This window comes from Hymenobacter terricola (assembly GCF_017921975.2).
Taxonomy (GTDB): domain Bacteria; phylum Bacteroidota; class Bacteroidia; order Cytophagales; family Hymenobacteraceae; genus Hymenobacter; species Hymenobacter terricola.
Map to the genome: position 1 here is coordinate 201,551 of NZ_JAGEMO020000018.1, position 18,791 is coordinate 220,341.

General features: G+C 63.1%; 15 protein-coding genes. 12 read left to right on the forward strand and 3 right to left on the reverse strand.

The features are described 5' to 3' along the window. Window positions 1–23: 23 nt before the first annotated feature. Window positions 24–560 carry a GNAT family N-acetyltransferase gene (locus tag J4G38_RS15025; protein ID WP_210518723.1) on the reverse strand — a complete coding sequence of 179 codons (537 nt, stop codon included), beginning with the start codon at window positions 558–560 and terminating at the stop codon, window positions 24–26. Between the two features lie 151 nt (window positions 561–711). Between J4G38_RS15025 and J4G38_RS15030 the strand changes: the two genes are divergently transcribed. The 3 genes from J4G38_RS15030 to J4G38_RS15040 all read left to right on the forward strand — a co-directional run bounded on the left by J4G38_RS15030 (window position 712) and on the right by J4G38_RS15040 (window position 2,155). Next, window positions 712–1,425: an SDR family oxidoreductase gene (locus tag J4G38_RS15030; RefSeq protein WP_210518724.1), complete on the forward strand. Its 714-nt coding sequence runs from the start codon at window positions 712–714 to the stop codon at window positions 1,423–1,425. Window positions 1,426–1,736: 311 nt separating this feature from the next. Next, window positions 1,737–2,003: a hypothetical protein gene (locus tag J4G38_RS15035; RefSeq protein ID WP_210518725.1), complete on the forward strand. Its 267-nt coding sequence runs from the start codon at window positions 1,737–1,739 to the stop codon at window positions 2,001–2,003. Further along, window positions 1,985–2,155 carry a hypothetical protein gene (locus J4G38_RS15040; RefSeq protein ID WP_210518727.1) on the forward strand — a complete coding sequence of 57 codons (171 nt, stop codon included), beginning with the start codon at window positions 1,985–1,987 and terminating at the stop codon, window positions 2,153–2,155. Before J4G38_RS15035 ends, J4G38_RS15040 begins: the two co-directional genes overlap by 19 nt. A gap of 52 nt (window positions 2,156–2,207) precedes the next feature. On the opposite strand, the gene J4G38_RS15045 is transcribed toward J4G38_RS15040, so the two are convergent. Continuing rightward, on the reverse strand, window positions 2,208–2,927 hold the full coding sequence (locus J4G38_RS15045; protein WP_210518729.1) for an RDD family protein: 720 nt from the start codon (window positions 2,925–2,927) through the stop codon (window positions 2,208–2,210). Window positions 2,928–3,097: 170 nt separating this feature from the next. Between J4G38_RS15045 and J4G38_RS15050 the strand changes: the two genes are divergently transcribed. The 9 genes from J4G38_RS15050 to J4G38_RS15090 all read left to right on the forward strand — a co-directional run bounded on the left by J4G38_RS15050 (window position 3,098) and on the right by J4G38_RS15090 (window position 14,776). Next, entirely contained in the window at window positions 3,098–4,066 is a 969-nt protein-coding gene (locus J4G38_RS15050) for a stage II sporulation protein M (protein WP_210518731.1), read from the forward strand. Window positions 4,067–4,226: 160 nt separating this feature from the next. Further along, the gene (locus J4G38_RS15055; protein WP_210518733.1) at window positions 4,227–5,189 is read left to right on the forward strand and encodes a hypothetical protein; all 963 of its coding nucleotides are present in this window, start codon (window positions 4,227–4,229) and stop codon (window positions 5,187–5,189) included. A 185-nt stretch (window positions 5,190–5,374) separates the two neighbouring features. Then, window positions 5,375–6,151, forward strand: a complete 777-nt coding sequence (locus J4G38_RS15060) for a DUF4129 domain-containing protein (RefSeq protein WP_210518735.1) — start codon at window positions 5,375–5,377, stop codon at window positions 6,149–6,151. Between the two features lie 17 nt (window positions 6,152–6,168). Continuing rightward, on the forward strand, window positions 6,169–7,647 hold the full coding sequence (locus tag J4G38_RS15065; RefSeq protein ID WP_210518736.1) for a DUF4350 domain-containing protein: 1,479 nt from the start codon (window positions 6,169–6,171) through the stop codon (window positions 7,645–7,647). A gap of 153 nt (window positions 7,648–7,800) precedes the next feature. Beyond that, entirely contained in the window at window positions 7,801–8,907 is a 1,107-nt protein-coding gene (locus J4G38_RS15070; RefSeq protein ID WP_226163440.1) for an AAA family ATPase, read from the forward strand. A 208-nt stretch (window positions 8,908–9,115) separates the two neighbouring features. Further along, a complete protein-coding gene (locus J4G38_RS15075; protein WP_210518737.1) occupies window positions 9,116–10,468 on the forward strand; it encodes a DUF58 domain-containing protein in 1,353 nt (450 codons plus the stop codon). Between the two features lie 104 nt (window positions 10,469–10,572). Next, the gene (locus J4G38_RS15080; RefSeq protein ID WP_210518738.1) at window positions 10,573–12,591 is read left to right on the forward strand and encodes a beta-N-acetylhexosaminidase; all 2,019 of its coding nucleotides are present in this window, start codon (window positions 10,573–10,575) and stop codon (window positions 12,589–12,591) included. Between the two features lie 37 nt (window positions 12,592–12,628). After that, window positions 12,629–14,098, forward strand: a complete 1,470-nt coding sequence (locus J4G38_RS15085; protein WP_210518739.1) for a hypothetical protein — start codon at window positions 12,629–12,631, stop codon at window positions 14,096–14,098. A gap of 63 nt (window positions 14,099–14,161) precedes the next feature. Then, on the forward strand, window positions 14,162–14,776 hold the full coding sequence (locus tag J4G38_RS15090) for a 3'-5' exonuclease (protein ID WP_210518740.1): 615 nt from the start codon (window positions 14,162–14,164) through the stop codon (window positions 14,774–14,776). Between the two features lie 109 nt (window positions 14,777–14,885). On the opposite strand, the gene J4G38_RS15095 is transcribed toward J4G38_RS15090, so the two are convergent. Beyond that, window positions 14,886–18,728, reverse strand: a complete 3,843-nt coding sequence (locus J4G38_RS15095) for a hypothetical protein (RefSeq protein ID WP_210518742.1) — start codon at window positions 18,726–18,728, stop codon at window positions 14,886–14,888. Between the last annotated feature and the right edge of the window lie 63 nt (window positions 18,729–18,791).

Genomic DNA, 18,791 nt, shown 5'->3' on the forward strand with positions numbered 1-18,791 from the left:
CGGCTGCCTCCTTTTTTATGCGGCTACTCTTCTGTGGCCAGCAGCTTGTAGTACAAGGCCGTAGCGTGCAGCTTGCCGTCATTGTTCAGAAAATATTCCGGAATCAGGCCCACCAGCTGGTACTGCAGGCGCAGGTAGAGCTGCTCCGACACGTCGCCGTGCCGGGTATCGAGCACCAGGGTGGTGCGGCCCAGCTCCCGGGCTTTTGCTTCCAGCGCCCGCATTATTTGCTCGCCAAGGCCTTGCCGCCGGGCCTGGCTGTGCACCATCACCTTAGCCACTTCGGCCCGGTGCGGGGCGTTGGGGTTGAGCACCAAAACCAATTGTCCGGTGGCCAGCACAGCTTTTGTTTGGGGGTGCCGGGCCACCAGCAACACCCGTTGCCCGGCCTCCACGGCCGCCACTATGTCCTGCCAAAACTGCTGCGCTTCGGCGTGGGCCATTGGAGGCATAAACCCAATTGAAGCGCCCGAATCGACCGCATCCTGCAATAAGGCAATCAGTTGCGGCAGCAATTCCTGGGTTTCGCTGGCGGTAAGCATTGAAATAGCAGCGTTCATTTCAGGCCGGTAGTGGGGTGGTTGGTATTGCAAATAATGCCCCAGGGCCATCCAATATCCAAACTTCTGTGGCCTGAGTACAGCCAGGACGTGCGCTTTTTTGCGTAAACTTCGGCCCCAAATTATTCCCGCTAATCCTCAAACCCACCACATGCGCGTTTTCATCACCGGAGCCAACCGGGGCCTGGGCCTCGAACTTACCCGCCAGTACCTGGAGCGCGGCGACCAGGTTTTTGCCGCCAGCCGGCAGCCCACCGACGCGGGCGACCTCCAGCGCCTGCGCCGCCAGTACCCCGACCTTCTCGTACTGCTCCCCCTCGACGTGACCAGCGCCGAATCAATTGCCGCCGCCGTGCAAACCGTGAGCACCACCACCGACGGCCTTGACGTGCTCATCAACAACGCCGGCGTGTATCCGCACGCCGGCTCCGGCGATGGGCACCAGCGCCTGGGCCAGCTCACGCACGACGACGCCATGGAAACCATGCAGGTGAACGCCATTGGGCCGCTGCTGGTGTCGCAGGCGCTGCTGCCGCTGCTGCGCGCCGGGCGCAAGGGGCGCATCCTCAGCATCTCCTCGGGCCAGGGCTCCCTCACCTGGAAAGCCACCGGCGACCCCTACCACTACAGCGCCAGCAAGGCCGCCCTGAACATGTACATGCGCAGCCTGGCCGTCGAAATCGGCCACCTGGGCCTGATTTCGGTGCTGGTGGACCCCGGCTGGATGCGCACCGAAATGGGCGGCGACAGCGCCACCCAGGACCCGGCTGACTCGGCCCGCGGCATTATCCGCCTGGCCGAGCAGCTGCACGCCGAAGAAAACGGTAGTTTCGTAACCTGGAAGGGGTTGCCTGTGCCGTGGTAATATCTTATATTTCAATGATTTATATCTAACAAACCCTCCTACTTTAACTGTTGTGCATTCTTTGAAAAGCCGCTCCGCAAGGGGCGGCTTTTTTGCGTTACCCGGTTTGAATTATTGCAAAACAAGTAGTCTGATTATCAATTTCCTATTTCCTGGCACTACCCAGTAAAACTCTTCTTTCAGCCGGCTTTATTTCGGTGTTACCCTTCTGTAATTTTACCACACCCGCCCCCGCTCAACCTAATAAAGGCCTCTGTGGTAGCAGCTGTAGAGCTACTTGCCGGCGTGGTTTCACTTCTCATTTTTTGTTCATGAGGAAATCCTCTACATTGAAACTGGGTCTGGCTGCACTCGGCCTATTGCCCCTGACTGCGCTGCACGCGCAGTCCATTACTCCCCAACAGGCCTTTGAACAAGCCCTCGCAGTGCGCACACAGTGGGCCGGTCCCGGCTTCCCGGCCGCCGACCTGCGCCTGAGCAGTACCTACGCCGACGCCAACGGCCTGGAGCACGTGTACGTGCAGCAGCTGAACCGGGGGGCATTCCGGTGTACAATTGCGTGCAGTCGCTGGCCCTGATGGGCAGCCGACTGGTTTCCCACGCCGGCGCCTTCGTGCCGGCCAAGCAGCTGGCGGCCCTGTCGGCCAGTCCAGCCATTGGCGCGGCCACGGCCATGAGCCGTACGCTGCAGCACCTGGCCCGGCCCTACGCCGCCACACCAAAGGCATAAAAAAGGCCCGCTGAGTTCAGCGGGCCTTTTTTATGCGCGGAGGGGCGCAGCGCTAGCTGCCCATCGACAGGTGCGCGTGGTCTCGCAGCACGGTTTTGAGGAAAGGGCCATCCTGCAAGTCAGTGTAAATGCCGGTGATGGCCTTGACCTTGTTGGCCACCTCATTAAGCAGCAAATAGTTTTCCTGCTTGGCGCTGTGAAACAACAGCTTGCGAATGAGGGCTACGTCGTGGTCGGACAAAGCGGCGGCCTGGGCAAATACCGGCTGATAGCCGGCGATGGCCGCCACATCGGCCGCCATTGGGGAGTTGTAGTCGGGCCGCTTTTTGAGGCTGATGACGGTGGTGCCGGCCGCGAGGTCGCCCAGGCGCTGGCCCCGGCCGTTGAGCAAAATGGTAATCAACGCGCCCACGCCGGCCGTCATCACGATTTCGATGGGGCGCAGCAGCCAGCGCAGCAGGTAGTCGCCGAGGCCGGCGCGGGTGCCGTCCACGCGCACCACGCGCAGGTGCAAGGCCTTTTTGCCCAGGGTCTGGCCGTTGAAAAACACTTCGCAGACCAAGAAATAAAACGTGGTGGGCAGCATGGCCAGGTAGGTACCCACCACGCCCACGCCGCCGATGTTCAGCCGGATGCTCAACAGATTCCAGGCAATAAACCACGTCACGTACAGCCCATAGTCGATGAGCGTGGCCACGATGCGGTCGCCAACGCTGGCGATTTCATACTCCAGGGTGACGTTTTGGGTGGTCTGAATGCGAATCGTACTCATGAGCTGAATAAAGGAAACGGGGCGACGGGCCGCGCAAACAAAGTCGAAATTTACGCTGCCGACGCCTGTTTTCCGCTGGCTTGCACCCGGCTTTTTGTCCCGGCGGTAGTTGGGGGCCGGCTAGGCCACATCGGCGCGGCTTGCTACCTTTAAGGCTCTAACCATGCCCCATGCGCGAAGCTCTTTTTCTGCGGCAAAACCAGGCCCGTTGGCAGCAGTACGAAACCAAGCCGACGGCCAGCCCCGATGAGCTCGCCGCCCGGTTCGTGGCCCTGACCGACGACCTGGCCTACGCCCAAACCTTCTACCCCGAGTCGCCGACCACGGCTTACCTGAACGCCCTCACCGGCAAGCTGCACCAGGCCCTCTACAAGAACAAGCCGGAGGCGCGCGGGCGCTTTGGCCAGTTCTGGGCGCGCGAGCTGCCCCTGGTGGTGAGCCGCCACCACGCCGTGCTGGGCTGGGCGCTGGCCTTCTTTGCGCTGTGCACCGCGCTGGGGGCCCTTTCGGCCGCCTATGACGACACCTTCGTGCGCTCCGTTCTCGGCGACAACTACGTGAACCAAACCCTGGAAAACATCCATAAGGGCGACCCGATGGCCATTTACAAGGGCGACGACGAAACGTCGATGTTCCTCCAAATCACCTACAACAACATCAAGGTGGCGCTGCTCACCTTTGCCTCGGGCATCACGCTGGGCCTGGGCACAGGCTACCTGCTGTTCACCAACGGGCTGATGCTGGGGGCTTTCCAGTATTTTTTCTATCAGCAGCACGTGCTGGCGGCGTCGGTGCTCACCATCTGGATTCACGGCACGCTCGAAATCTCGTCCATCGTGCTGGCCGGGGGCGCAGGCTTCGTGATGGCGCGGGGCCTCCTGTTTCCGGGCACCTACGGCCGGGGCGAATCCTTCCGGTTCGCAGCCCGCGAGGGCGGCAAGCTGGCCCTGGGGCTGGTGCCCATTTTCATGCTGGCCGGCTTCCTCGAAAGCTTCGTGACGCGCCACACCGAAATGCCCATGGCGGCCAGTGTGGCCATTATTGGCGGGTCGGCGGCCTTCATTCTGTGGTATTTCGGGTGGTATCCGTGGCGGTTGCGGCAGCAGGGAGCCACGCTGCCGGGGCCAGCCCGGTACTAAGTTGTTGGTTGTTGGTTGTTAGTTCTTAGTGTGTAGACAGCGTCTTGACTGACAACTAACAGCTGACAACCCGTTTACTTTTGAACGACTACTTAAAAGCCAAAGTCTGCGCAGCTCCAGATTCCCGCTTTCTCCCCTTTTCCAGCTTTTCCCTTTTCAAATGCGCCAACGCTATACCCAGGAATCCGATTTTCGCCAACAGCGGGATTTCGGCCAGAAAATCACCGCCACGTTCGAGTTCATCGGCGCGCATTGGCAGGGGTTGGGGCGGGCCCTGCTCTACATTGTGCTGCCCACGGCCCTGCTACAGGGCCTGGTGGCCGGCCTGCTGAACCGGCAGATGTTCACCAATGGCTTGGTTGCCGGCAAAACCTACGGCACCGGCTCTGGGGTAACCGAGCGCCTGGCTATGTTCAATTCTCTGCGCCAGTCGCCTTATTATTGGGTAAGCGTTGTGCTAGGCGCCATTTTCGTCACCATGCTGGTGCTCACGGTGTATGGCTACATGCTGCGCTGCCTGCGTCCCAACCCGTCGAACGAACCCATCACCGTGGGCGAGGTGTGGGCCGTCGTGCGGCAGCAATTCCTGAGCTCCTTCTTCTCGTATTTCGGCCTGATTATCCTCGTTATTCTGGCCTCGATTCTCCTCTTCTTTCCCGGTATCTACATCGGCGTGGCATTTACCTTGTTTTACGTGGTGAAGGTGGTGGAAGGCACTGGTTTTGGGGCCACTTGCAGCCGTTGCCTGCGCCTGACGCGGGGCAAGTGGTGGTCCACGTTCGGGCTGGGGTTCATCATGTCGCTGATGCTGGGGATAGTGGCCGCCGTTGTGGGTGGCGTTGCGGGCGCGTTGGCCCTGGGCCTGGGCAGCGTCCTCGGCTTATATCATGCCGGAGACGCTGGCGCGACTATTGGCCTGTTTACGGTGGTTACGTCCTCCCTCGGGGGCTTGCTTTACCTGCTGATTTATCCGCCGCTGCTCGTGGCATTAGCGTTCCAATATTTCAACCTCGTGGAGCGCCAGGACGGCGTGGGCCTGCACAACCTGGTCAGCCAGCTGGGCCAGGCCCCCGTCGCGGTGCAAAACGCCACCTATCGCCCCGATGAGGAGGGCGAATACTAAATTTTAATGAGGAATGAGGAATGAGGAATTTATTTTTGGCTTCAGGTGAAGCTGTTTAGAACGTCCGTTCGCCGCTGTAGAGACGCCGTTCGGGCGACTTTCTAAACAGCTTTGGTATCATTCTTCATTCCTCGTTCCTCACTAAACGCAGCGCTTCATTCCTCATTAAATTATCCACCACGGCTTTGGCTTTCTTTTCCTGTTGGTTTCGGGTGTTGATGGTGCTGGCGGCCCTGGGCGCGGGCGCAGCCCACGCGGCGCCACCGGCGGAGAAACCGCCCACCACCCGCACCCTGCCGCCCGACCTCGGCCCCGCCCCCACGCTGCGCCACCCCGACGCGGCCCGCCTGCGGGAGCTGCGCGGCCAGCGCGCCTTTCAGTACGAAGAGCCGGTGGCCCGCCCCGAGCAAAGCGCCTGGGACGCCTTCAAGGCGCGGCTGTGGCGGGCCATTGCCGAGTGGCTGAACAGTCGCAGCTACAGTCATTTCTGGCGCTGGGTGTTCTATGCGCTGTTTTTGGTGGTGGGCGTGTTCGTGGTGCTCAAGCTGTTGCAGCTGGACATCACGGCCATGCTGGGCCGCACGCCCCGGCGCGTGGGACTGGCCTACGATACCGCCGCTGAGAACATTCACGAAGTAGACTTCGCCACGCGCCTGGCCGAAGCCGAGGCAGCCGGCAACCTGCGACTGGCCGTGCGCCTGGGCTATTTGCAGCTGCTCAAAGCCCTTTCCGACCGGGGCCTCATCCTCTGGCAACCCGACAAAACCAACCACGCCTACCTGGCCGAATTGCCCTTAAACGGGCCATTACGGAACGATTTCCGCGAAATCACGCGGCAGTTTGAGTTTGTGTGGTACGGCGAGCTGGCGCTGTCCGGGCCGCTGTATGAGCGGGTGCGGGCCGGGCACCGCGCTTTCCAGCGCCAGGTGGCGGGGGCCAACGTTGCCCGCCGCGCCGCCTGATTTATCTTTCTGCCTTTATGACTACTCTTCGCTGGTATTTAGTGGGTTTGCTGGCCCTGTTCGGGGCCTACGTGGCGCTGGAATACTACCGGCCCAAGCCCCTGGACTGGCGGCCCACGTTCGTCAACAAGGACAAAATTCCCTATGGCACCTACGTGCTCTACGACCAGCTGCCGCACCTGCTCGGCACCGATTCGGTGGAGATGACCCGCCTGCCCATCTACAACCAGCTCACCGGCGTTTCGCTGGAGCTGAGCGATGCCATGACGGAGGCGCAAACCCACACCGTGACCAGCCCGCCCGACACCGCAACGGCTACGGCCACGGCTTCGGACTCAACGGCGGCGGATTCGGCAACTTCTGATGCTGATTCAACCGAGGAAACCGCCGATACAACTCCCGGCCGCGACACTGCCGAAGCTCGCGTCCCGGCTACCGGCAGTGTCGCTCAGGAAGAAGAAGAGGACGAGGACGGCCAGAACCACAATTGGTCAGAGGAACACCTGTTGGCGGCACGGGCCAACTATTTGTTCGTCAACACCCGTTTTCAGGCCGGCAACACCGACACCCACGCCCTGCTGCGCTTCATCGGCAATGGCAACGACGTGTTCATCGTGGCCGAGGATTTTGGCGATTCCGCTTCCGCTTTTCTCGACACGCTGGGCGTGCGGACCCGCACCATTAATGTGCCCACCCACGCCGGCCCGCAACGCCTGCCCGTGGTCGATTCGGTGACGGTGCGCTTCACCAATCCGGCCCTGGCCGGGCCGCGCTACCGCCTGCCGGGTGCCGATGCCAACGTCCGGTTCGTGGTTGATTCGGGCCGGGTGGGCCGCGCTCTGGCCGCTGATGCCCAGGGGCGGCCCGTGCTGGTGCGCCTCAACTACGGCCGGGGGCACGTGTATTTGTGCTCAGTGCCCATTACTTTCACCAACCAGTACGTGCTGCGGCCGGCCACCAGCCAGTTTGCCGCCACGGCCCTCTCCTACCTGCCCGCCCGCCGCACCTGGTGGGACGAATACCAGAAGCAGGGCCGGCGCGGCGACCAGTCGCTGCTGCGCATCGTGAGCGGCCACGAAGCCCTCAATACCGCGTTTTATCTGCTCGTTGTTGGCGGGCTGCTCTTCGTGTTTGTGGAGGCGCGCCGCCGCCAGCGCATTATTCCCACGCTCAAGGCGCTGCCCAACACCACGCTGCTGTTCACGCGCACCGTGGCCAGCCTGTACCGCCAGGGCAGCAGCCACGCGCTCATTGCCGAGAAAAAAGTCGGTTTATTTATGGATTACCTGCGCACCCGCTTCCAGGAAACCAACCCGGATTTTGGCGATTCCGACTTCCGCGAGCGGCTCAGCCAGAAGTCGGGTCTGGCCCGGCCACGGGTTGACGAGCTACTTCGCCTCGTAAACTTTGCCCGCACCGCGCCCCAGATGACCGACCGCGACCTGCTGCAACTGAGCAAGGCGCTGAGTGATTTCAGGCGGGAAGCCAGCCGTTAAAACCGTTTTGCACTGTGCCGGGAAACGGCAATTTCAGCGAATTGCACTATCCCGTTACCTTCAACTTACCAGCCTTTCAACCAGATTATTACCTGCAGTAAATTACTGTTTTTGCTTCGCTTCGACCAGCGGTATTACGTGCCGCCAAATGTAATGGAAAACAATAACCTCGATACTACTTTCGGTGCTGATCCGGCCGGCCTTTCGGGCAACGTGCCCGCGCTGGATGCCCTGAATCCCGCGGCTCCGGCCAGCCCACCGGAAACCCCTAGCAAACCGGCGGCCCCGGAAGCAGCCTTCGCCCCGCGCACCGATTTTGCCCGGCTCACGGCCCAAACCGATGCCATCCGGGCCGAAATCGGCAAAATCATCGTCGGCCAAACCGACTTGCTGGAGCTGCTGCTCACCGCCGTGCTGGCCGATGGCCACGTATTGCTGGAAGGCGTGCCCGGCGTGGCCAAAACCCTCATGGCCAAGCTGCTGTCCCGCACGCTGGAAGTCCCGTTCAGCCGCATCCAGTTCACGCCCGATTTGATGCCGAGCGACGTGCTGGGCACGTCGGTGTTCCGGCAGAACAAGGCGGATTTTGAGTTTCGGCCCGGCCCCATTTTCGCCAGCGTGGTGCTGATTGACGAAATCAACCGAGCCCCCGCCAAGACGCAATCGGCGCTGTTTGAGGTGATGGAGGAGCGCACCGTGACCCAGGACGGCACCACCTACGCCATGCCCGAGCCCTTTTTGGTACTGGCCACCCAAAACCCCATCGAGCAGGAAGGCACCTACCGCCTGCCCGAAGCCCAGCTTGACCGCTTCCTGTTCAAGCTGCACGTGGGCTACCCAACGTTGGCCGAGGAAGTGCAGATTCTGACCGGCCACCACGCCGGTTTCGGCAGCACCAATCTCGAAGCTGTGCAGCCCATTCTCAGCGCCCCCGACCTGGCCTCGCTGCGCCAGCAAGTGCGCCAGCAGCGCGTGGAGGCCAATATTCTGGAATACATCGCCAAGCTGGTGGGCCAGACGCGGGCGCACAAATCCTTGTACCTGGGCGCTTCGCCCCGCGCCTCATTGGCCCTGCTGAACGGTGCCAAAGCCCTGGCCGCTCTGCGCGGCCGCGACTTCGTAACGCCCGAGGACGTGCAGTTCCTCGCGCCCAGCGTGCTGCGGCACCGCATCATGCTCACCCCGGAGCGCGAGATGGAAGGCGGCACCCCGGACGAGGTAGTGAAACAGATTATCCAGAGCGTGGAAGTGCCACGGTAGATGTAGTTTGCTGGAACGTCATGCTGAGCGCAGCCGAAGCATCTCCCGTGCAGCAGTAAAATCAATACACCCGACCATAATTTTTCACTCTGCTAACTCAATAGGCCATGAAGAATAACATAGCATCATTGCCTGTCATGGCGGAGGCTATTCAATCTGGGGCGGCAGCAATTCTGCTACTTAAGCATCTGTGCTGCAGCCACTTTTTATGACAAACTTCTTCCTCACACCGCGCTTTTTCCAGGCGGTGGCTTTATTGGCCGCTGGCTTCGTGGTGGCCTTTTTTCTGCCGTGGCTGCTGGGACCGATGCAAATTGCGCTGGGCCTTATAGTGATGCTGGTGCTGCTCGATGCGCTGCTGCTCTACGCGCCCACCAAGGGCCAGACCGCGCCCGTATTTGGCCGGCGCGTGATGGGCGAAAAGCTGGCCAACGGCTCGGAGAACGACATTCAGCTCTACATCGAAAACCACTACCGCTTCCCCATTCAGACCGAAACGATTGATGAGATTCCGCACCAGTTTCAGCGGCGCGACGTGCTGTTTCGGGCCAGCATCAAGCCGGGCGAAACCCAGATTATCAACTACCAGCTGCGGCCCGTGAAGCGCGGCGAGTATGAGTTTGGAGCGGTGAACATCTACGCGGCGTCGCCGCTGGGGCTGGTGCGCCGGCGGTTTCGCTACGACCAGAACAAGGTGGTGCCCGTGTACCCGTCGTTCCTCCAAATGCGGCAGTACGAGCTGCTGGCCATCCACAACCGCCTCACGGAAGTGGGCGTGAAACGCATCCGGCGGGTGGGCCACAGCCAGGAATTCGAGCAAATCCGGCCTTACGTGGCGGGCGACGACCCGCGCAGCATCAACTGGAAAGCCACGGCCCGCCGAGCCGGCACGGGTACCGACGACGCGCTGGTGGTCAACCACTTTCAGGACGAGCGGGCCCAGCAAGTGTACTGCCTCATCGATAAAGGCCGGGTGATGCGCATGCCTTTCGACGGCCTCAGCCTGCTCGACTACGCCATCAACGCTACGCTGGTGGTCAGCAACATTGCCCTGCTCAAGCACGACAAAGCCGGCCTGCTCACCTTCTCTAATCGGCCGGGCGCTACGCTGGCCGCCGACCGCCGCCCCGGCCACCTCCTGAAGCTGCTGGAAATCCTCTACCGCCAGAAAACCAAGTACCTTGAAACCGATTTTGAGCTGCTCTACGCCACGGTGCGGGCCCGCATCAAGCAGCGCAGCCTGCTGATTCTGTTCACCAATTTCGAGACGCTGCACGGCATGCAGCGGCAGCTGCCCTACCTGCGCCGCCTGGCCAAAGACCATTTGCTGCTGGTCATATTTTTCGAAAATACCGAGCTGCGGGAATACCTGGACGCGCCGGCCACCACCACCGAAGACGTGTACAACCAAACCATTGCCGAGAAATTTGCCCAGGAAAAGCGGCAAATTGTGCTGGAATTGCAGCGCTACGGCATCTATTCGCTGCTCACCGCACCGAAGGATTTGACGGTAAACACCATTAACAAGTACCTGGAATTTAAGGCCAGGGGAATGATATGAGGTATTTCACGCAGGGTTTCGCGGTGCTAAACCGCAGGGTTTCGCAGTGGCGTTCTGGGGTAAGCGCACTGCGACACCCTGCGCTAAACCCTGCCAAACTCTGCGTGAAACTGGTCCTGCTCCTGCTCACCAGCACCGCAACGGCCCAAAACCTCATGCCCCTGCCCGCCGAAATGCACTGGGGCCAGGGCCAGCTCGGCTGGAAGGACGCCCTGAAGCCGCAGCTCAGCGGCCCCACCGATTCGGCCGTGACGGCGGCCCTTGGGCGCACGCTGGTGCGGTTGCGCCGCGATGGCCGCAACCTGCCCGGCACGGCAACCGTGCCGCTTCAGATTCGCTACGGCCGCACAGGTAACCCGACCAGCTTTGATTCGGAAAAATACAGCCTCCGCGTCACGCCCATGGGCGTTTTGCTGGACGCTCCCACCAGTCTGGGCATTCTGCGCGGCCTGGCAACCCTGGAACAGCTGCCCGTGCGGGACGGCCACCACAGCTACCTGCCCGAAGTCGACATTCAGGACCAGCCGCGCTTTGCCTGGCGCGGGCTGTCGCTCGATGCGGCGCGGCATTTCCTGCCGGTGGCCGTCATCAAGCGCAACCTCGACGGCATGGCGGCGGTGAAGCTGAACGTGCTGCACTGGCACCTGACCGACGACCAGGGCTTCCGCATCGAGAGCAAAGTGTTTCCGCGTTTGCAGCAGGCAGGCAGCACCGACGGCTTGTTTTACACCCAGGATGAGGTGCGCGAAGTGCTGGCCTACGCGGCGGCGCGGGGCATTCGGGTGGTGCCCGAGTTCGACGTGCCCAGCCACACCACCAGCTGGATTGTGGCCTACCCACGCCTGGCTTCCAACGACTCGACCTACGCGCCCTACCGGCTCTGGCGCACCACCAACGTGGCCATCGACCCCACCCGCGAAACCACTTACACCTTCCTCGATTCGCTGTTTACGGAGATGACGGCGCTGTTTCCGGACCCGTATTTCCACGTTGGGGGCGACGAGAACGACGGGCGCAACTGGCGGCGCACCCCGCGCATCGTGGCCTACATGCGGGCGCACGGCATGGTGAAGGCCGACGGCAAAACCGTGGATAAGCACCAGCTGCAAACCTATTTCAACCGCCGGGTGCTGGCTATGCTGCAAAAACGCGGCAAAACCATGATTGGCTGGGACGAAATCCTCGGCCCCGATTTGCCCAAGGAAGCCGTTATCCAGAGCTGGCGGGGCAAAAAAGGGTTGAACGACGCCGCCAAGCTCGGCCATCCGGTGCTGCTGTCCAACGGCTATTACCTGGATTTGAACTACTCCGCCGCCAGTGCCTACGCCGCCGACCCGCTGCCAGCCGATACACCCCTCACCCCTGCCGAGCAGAAGCTGGTGCTGGGCGGCGAGGCGGCCATGTGGACAGAATTTGCCGATTCCGCGATGGTGGATTCGCGCATCTGGCCCCGCGCCGCCGCCGTGGCCGAGCGGCTGTGGTCGCCCCAGGCCACCTCCCAAAACGTGGCCGATATGTACCGCCGGCTGGCCGCCGTTTCTACCGAGCTGGCCACGCTGGGCCTGCGCCACCAGCGCACCCCCGAGCTGCTGCTCAAGCAAATGGCCGGCCCCAATAACGTGGCCCCCTTGCGCACGCTGGCCGAAGTTATTGAACCAGTGAAAGAGTATAAGCGCCACTTCCAGGGCTACAGCTATACCACCCAAACAACCCTGAACCGCCTGGTAGACGCCGCCCCGGCCGAGTCGGAAACGGCCCGGCGCTTCGGCACGCTGGTGGATAGCGTGGTGGCCGCCGGGGCGCTCGCCCCGCTTCACGTGCCGGCGGCGGTGCGGCAGGTGTCGGCCCTGCGGGCACAGCTCCTGCGCTGGGAAGCCAACGATGTGCTGTTGCAGCCCCTGCTCCTCAGCAACTCTGCCCTGCGCGAATATGGCCCGCTTTCCACCCAGCTCACGGCCGTGGCCAGGGTGCTGCTGGAGCGCCTCACGCAGCTGCAAACCGGCCAGGCGGCCTCTCCCGCGTGGCTGGCCGCCGCCCGCGCCACGCTGGACGCCGCCCAGGCCCCCGCCGGCCAGGCCGAGCTGGCCGTACTCAAGGCGGGCCGCAAGCTGCTGGGCAGCTAAAGCACAAGCGCCAGACCGTAAACTCAGCTCCTGAATTTTGGTAAATATCCCGAAGCTGCACCTTGCAACTCTGCGGCTGGGCCTGCTGCTGGCCCTGGCGCCGTTCCTGCTGCTAACGATGTTCAACCAGCCGTTTCTGGATGATTTCCGCTATGCCAACTCGACGCGGGAGCACGGCCTGTGGGCCGTGCAAAGCTGGCTGTACCTGACCTGGACCGGGCGCTTCACGTCCTCGTTTATGCTCACCGTGCTGAATCCCGTCACTTATGGCTGGCTGGGCGGCGTGAAGGTAGTGGCGGCCGTGTTTTTTGTGGCGCTGTGGGCCGGCATGGCGTTTTTCATTCGGTCATTGGTGCACTCAGCCGCACGGGCCGCGTGCTCACGGAGCACGGCATTCTGGGCGTCGGGGATATTGCTGGCGCTGTTTTGTAATGCGACTGCTTCGCCGTTTTCCTTCTTTTATTGGTTTAGCGGCGCGGTGGGCTACTTGGTGCCGCTGCTGGCCCTGCTGGCTTTTTGCGCCCTGGCGGTGCGGGTTGGCTGGGGCCAGGAGTCCCGGCCCTGGCGGTGGGCCTGGCTGGCGTGTGGCCCACTGGTGCTGGCCATGTCCGGCTGCGAGCTGACGCTGGTGCAGGGCGTGCCAGTGCTGGCCCTTTTGGGTTACGCCCTGCCTCGTGCCAGCCGCCCCAAATGGTGGCTGTGGGTAGCGGTGGGCGCAACAGCCGGAGCCCTCGATGTGCTGGCCCCCGGCAACTGGCTGCGGGCCGGCGCCATGGCGCCCTACGACCGGCTTTATGCCTACCGCTGGCTGGTGCTGGGGCCGCGCAGTGCCTATTCGGCCGTGCTGTTTCTGGGCCAGCCCATGGTGCTGCTCACGCTGGTGGTGGCCGGCGGGGCAGGCCTGTGGCTGGGTTTTCAGCAGCGGCCCCACGCGCAGCCGCTCCCGATGCCAAGCTGCTGGCGGGCAATCCTCCTGGCCTTCGGCGTGTTGAACGGGGCCGGTTTTGTGCTGTTTCGCTACCTGATTGTGGGGCCGCCGTTGCCGCGCGGGCAAAATGAAATCCTGCTGGTTATGCTGATTTCAACCGCCGGCCTGGCGTGGGCCGCGGCCCGGAATTTGCCGGCCCTGGCCGCTTGGGAACCCCGCTTTCGGCGCTCCGGGCTGGCTTTTGGACTGCTGATTGCGGGACTCCTGGCAGCCGGGCACGTGCCCCGGGCCTGGTGGGAGTTGTGCACCAGCGCCGCCCCGTTCGACGCCCAGATGCAGGACCGATACGCCCGCTTGCGGGCCGCGCACCGGGCGGGCAAGGCGGCGGCGGGCTTGCCCGCCCTGCACCTGCGCTACGGCCACGTGCTCATTCCACTCCAGCGATTCGACCCCGGCGTTGAGTTTGATGTTGACCTTGTGGCGGGGTGCAGCAGCGTCCATAACTGGATAGTGGCGCGGTACTTTAAAGTGCCGGATGCCTGCCGCTTGCCCCTTGCCGAGCCCGCTGCCAAGCCATAAGTGTAGGGCCACCCAAGCTGCGGCCCGGCGTCTTTTTCCCACAGCCCTGGTTAACTTGCCAATATGGAAGCAGAAATTACCCACGCCCTCGCCAACCTCAACTTCACGGCCATCGACTTTGAGACGGCCAACGAGCGCCGCGACAGCGCCTGCGCCGTGGGCGTGGTGCGGGTGCGCGGGGGGCAGCTGGTCGACTCGTTTCAGACGCTTTTGCGGCCCCGCCACCTGCGCATGGACTGGCGCAACCAGCAGGTGCACGGCATCGCGGAAGCCGATTTGCACGGCGCCCCTTCCCTGGCCGATGCCTGGCCGCAGCTCCTGCCCTACCTGCACCGCCAGCTGGTGGTGGCCCACAATTCGGCCTTCGACGTGAGCGTGCTCGAACACACGCTCCGCGATTTCGGCCTGCCCGTTCCCGCCTTCCACTGCCTGTGCTCGGTGAAGCTGGCCAAGGTATGCTGGCCGCATCTGGAGCGCCACCGGCTCAACCACGTCGCGGAGTATTTCAACATCCCGCTCAACCACCACGACGCCCTTTCCGATGCGCGGGCCTGCGCCGAAATCACCGTGCGGGCCTTCCAATCGGGCGCGGCACTGCCGCTCTCGTTCAAGCAGCGCGAGCTGACGGCCGGCCTGGCGGCGCGGGCGGCTAAGCTGCAATATTCCAGAGTCCGCTAAGCTCCTCTAAGTAGTTGTCCAACAGTAAACGGGTTGTCAGTTGCTCGTTGTTGGTTGTCAGTCATACGATTATGAACTTACTAACGACTGACAACTAATACCGAACAACCTAAAACAGCACCGCTACCTGCATGCGGCCGGTGTGCACGGTGTTCTGGCCGCTGGCTTTGCGGCCGTCGTAGGCCAGGGTGATGTTCAGGCCGTTGCTGAGGCGCTGCTCCACGTTCAGGTTCCAGGTGAAGTTGCTGCCGGGGCGCAGGGCGTTGAGGATTTCAATGGCCACCACGGAATTAAGGGCCGTTGGGTCGACGTCGAACTTGACGCGGGTGAAGTGGGTGGCGGCCGTCACGGTGCGCTTGCTCACCTGGCTGAGGCGGGTTTCGAGGCCCAGGTCATCGAAGATGCCGGGGTGTAATTCCGCGTTGGCCACGTCGAGCGTATTCTGCTTCTGGGTGTGCATATAGGTGCCGGTGAGGCGCAGCGAAGGCGTGGGCTGGTAGCTGATTTCGGGCTGCACGGTGTAAATCAGCAGGCGGTAGTTGCGGGTGAGGAGGTAGGTGCTGCTGGCCTCGCGGATGTCGCGGGTGCCGGTGAGGCGGCCCGTGAACGAGGTGGCCAGCGTGCGGCGCAGCAGCACGCTCTGCGTGCTCAGGTTGCGGCGGTCGAAGCCTTGGTCGAGTAGGGTTTTCTGTTGGGTTTGCTGCACGGTAAGCTCGCCCCCAAAGATGGGGTTGGAGCGGTTAAAATACACCGTATTTCGCACCAATTGATTAAAGGCCAGCACTTGGTTATCGTCTTTGTCGAGGCTGAACGGCACGAGGCGCGAGAGCAGCGAAGGGTTGGTGGTGCGGCGGTCAACGGTGACGCTGCTCAGCGTGGCGAAGCGGGAGGCTATGCCGCGCCAGCCGCCGGCTTCGCGCCAGCCGCGCGGGGCCGCCGTGGTGAGACGGTAGCTGAGCCGGTTGGTAAACGCGGTGATGTAGTCGGCCGTGGGCAGGTATACTTTGATGTAGGTTCGGTACTGCGCATCAGGCGTTTGGGCCTCAAAAAACTCGTCTTTCTGCTGTCGGCCGTCGCCGTTGGTGTCGATGTAGTAGTGGGTGCCCTGGCCGGCGGGCACAGCCAGAAAAGAGTAGTCGCGCTTCAGCTCACGGCCGGTGGCCACGCTGTAGCTCAGCTCGGAGCGGATTTGGTTTTGCAGCAGGCTGGCGTTGTAAAACACCTGCCCCAGCACGGTGCGGTTGCGCGCCAGGCCCAGCGAATCCAGGTCGCGGTAGGTGGCCAACACCCGGATATCCTGGGTTTTGCCGAGGCGCGAAGCCAGGGTGCCCTGCCAGGTTTGGGCGGTGCCGCGCAGCCGGAGCGCGTTTTGCTCGGCGTTGGGGGTTTGGTCGCGGCGGTAGCTGTAGTCGAGGCGAAACTGGGTGCGGGCCGAGTCGCGGCTCTGGATGAACACGTCGTGCTCGTCGAAGTAGTTGGCCGAGCGAATGGTGTCGGTGGTGGTCGAGCTGACGCGGTTTTTATCGAAACGGTAGGTGTAGCCGGGCACGATGCGGCCGCCCACGTACCGGCCCGTGGCCTCGCCCCGCGCCCAGTCGGAATGGAACCGGCCGGCATCGGAATTCAGCACGAACAACGACCCGCGCAGCTCCAGGTTGCCAAACTTCTGAGCCGCATCCAGCCAGTGCTGCAGGCCGTTCACTTCGCCGGGCCGGTAGCGCCGGCTCAGGCGGTAATTGACGCTGTTGTTAATGTCCTTCGCCGCCCCCACGCTGAAATTGAGGATGTTGTCTTCGCGGGCCACCGGCGTGGTGCCGGTGGCCTGCACCGGGCTGGTGTTGCTCCAGTTGCGGTCGAATTCGATGTCGCGGTAGCGGTCAATCGGCGAGAAATGCTTGCCCGTGTACTCGTAGTCGAGGGTGGAGCGCAGCCGGTAGCCCCGCAGCAAGCCGGCGGCCAGCGCGGCGGGCAAGCGGCGGTTCTGCATCGAATAGCCCACGTGAAAGGCCCCGTCCTGGTCGCTTTCCGACGAAAACCGGTTGCGGTCGAGGCGCGAGTGAGCCGCGTCCACAAACACCGTCGTGCTGCTATCTACCTGGTAGCTAATGCCACCGGCCACCATCTGCTTCAGCAGCGGCGTGGGGATGAGGCGCACCGGCTGGTAGCGGCCCAGGTGCGGCCCCAGGTATTCGTACACCCGGCCGTTGGCGCTCTGGAACCGGGGGTCGGTGCTCAGCCCGTAGTCGCCGTTACCCTGGCCCACGTCCGTAAAGCGCACCGTGTAGGAGCCCCGCAGCGAATCGACGGGCGTGGTGCTGCCCACGTAGGTGAACACCGGCACCCGCTGCGTGCCCCCGGCGGGCACCCGCAAGTCGCGGTGGTACTGCACGATGCGGTGGTCGTAAGCCGTCGAATCGCCGCCGGCAAAGGAGGCCACGGCCACGTTGCCGGCCCGCCGCAGCTGCGCCCGCAGGGTGTCGTTCAGGTTGAGGTTGGGGGCGTTGTCGGGGTTATCGGCTTCCTGATACAGGTTGCCATGCACGCTCAGGCGGCCAATCTGCTGGTAGTGGCTGGCGGCCACTAGTGAGCGCGAATAGTTGAGGTCCGAATATTCGAAGTCAATCTTAATCCGCGAGTTGCGGGTAATCAGGTGGCGCGGCGTGAACGTGACTTCGGCCAGGTTGTAGTCGATGACATAGTCCGCGTCGAAGCCCCGGGTTTGCAGGCGGCCGTCGAGGTACACCTTCTCCGAGTTGGCCAGCACGATGATGTACTGCTCACCGTTTGGCCCGTTGAGGCGGTACGGCCCCTGCACGTTTTCGATGGGCGCCACGTCGGTGCTGGCAAACTTGCCCTTGGCCACCCCGCCCGCGATGGCCGTGGACGAGCGCCACGCCACGCCCTTGCGCACGCCCGCGCTGCTGGCCACGGCCCCGGTCAGGGGCGCCCGGTCGCCCAGCGGCAGGGGCGCGCCGGTGCCGGGCACCTGCCGGTTGGGGTCCGTGAGCTGGGGCTGGCTGATGGCCGGCGGGTTGAGCGTGGCCGGCAGCGAGCCATTCACCACCTGCCCGGCCACGCCGTTCAGAAACACCGCGTTCGACACGCCCTGCGACACGCCCGAGCCGGCCAGCCCCACGATGGGCGGGCCGAAATTGGCCTCGGCCGCCGCGCCCTGGATGTTTTTGTAGTAGCGCAGGAAGTAGTCGGGCTTGTTGCGCAGCACCACGTCGCCGGCCGTCAGGTTCCAGTTGGGGTTGGCCAGGGTGATGTAGATTTTGTCGAACTGCTGCAGCTGCTGGGTATTGCCCTCGGGCTGAAACGGCACGTTCTGGTCCGAAATAGCGGCCGTGAGGTGAATGTTCTCAGCCAGCTGGCCCTCCAGCTGCAGGTTCAGGGCCGAGTTCACAAACACGTTCTGGGTGTTGCCAAAGCTGAGCCCGCGCGACAGATTCCCGGTTTTGCTGATGCCCGGCGTGTTCAGAATCTGCTCTTTCACCGAAAAATCCTCGTACCCCATCACCGGCCGCCGAAAGCCGATGCTGTCCATCAGGCTGCGCGGCCGGCGAAACCGGGCGGCCGTGAGGCGCAGCGGCAGCACCCGGTAGCACACCAGCACCGAGTCGGGCCGGCCCGCGCCGCTGCTGTCGCGCGGGGCGGGCCGCACGTAGCGGTAGCGGTCGGTGCGCCCGTCGTAGTCCAGCCCGTGCCCATTGGCAATAACCGACGAGGGCACCACGGTCAGCGTATCGGCCAGGGCAAAGCTGGTCGTATCGCGCCCCAGGGCCAGGCGCACCCAGCGGCAGCGCCGGGTACTGGGCGGCGGGGTCGTACCCGGTAGGGCCTCGCCTGTTTTCCTAGGTTGCCCCTGTGCAAAAGCACTCCCGCTGGTGAAAAACAGCGCCGCAACGAGCAGGCCCACCAAGGGGAAGCACAGGCGTAAGCGGCGAATCATGCGGTAAAGGTCGGGTTTGGCGGGTAACGACGGAAGCGGGCGGTTTCGTGCCGTTGCGCTGGC

Bases quoted from the DNA above. Each gene is read 5' to 3' on its own strand.
- J4G38_RS15095 (WP_210518742.1), bottom strand. From the start codon at position 18,728: ATGATTCGCCGCTTACGCCTGTGCTTCCCCTTGGTGGGCCTGCTCGTT.
- J4G38_RS15070 (WP_226163440.1), top strand. From the start codon at position 7,801: ATGGAAAACAATAACCTCGATACTACTTTCGGTGCTGATCCGGCCGGC.
- J4G38_RS15075 (WP_210518737.1), top strand. From the start codon at position 9,116: ATGACAAACTTCTTCCTCACACCGCGCTTTTTCCAGGCGGTGGCTTTA.
- J4G38_RS15050 (WP_210518731.1), top strand. From the start codon at position 3,098: ATGCGCGAAGCTCTTTTTCTGCGGCAAAACCAGGCCCGTTGGCAGCAG.
- J4G38_RS15030 (WP_210518724.1), top strand. From the start codon at position 712: ATGCGCGTTTTCATCACCGGAGCCAACCGGGGCCTGGGCCTCGAACTT.
- J4G38_RS15055 (WP_210518733.1), top strand. From the start codon at position 4,227: ATGCGCCAACGCTATACCCAGGAATCCGATTTTCGCCAACAGCGGGAT.
- J4G38_RS15045 (WP_210518729.1), bottom strand. From the start codon at position 2,927: ATGAGTACGATTCGCATTCAGACCACCCAAAACGTCACCCTGGAGTAT.
- J4G38_RS15035 (WP_210518725.1), top strand. From the start codon at position 1,737: ATGAGGAAATCCTCTACATTGAAACTGGGTCTGGCTGCACTCGGCCTA.
- J4G38_RS15065 (WP_210518736.1), top strand. From the start codon at position 6,169: ATGACTACTCTTCGCTGGTATTTAGTGGGTTTGCTGGCCCTGTTCGGG.
- J4G38_RS15025 (WP_210518723.1), bottom strand. From the start codon at position 560: ATGAACGCTGCTATTTCAATGCTTACCGCCAGCGAAACCCAGGAATTG.
- J4G38_RS15090 (WP_210518740.1), top strand. From the start codon at position 14,162: ATGGAAGCAGAAATTACCCACGCCCTCGCCAACCTCAACTTCACGGCC.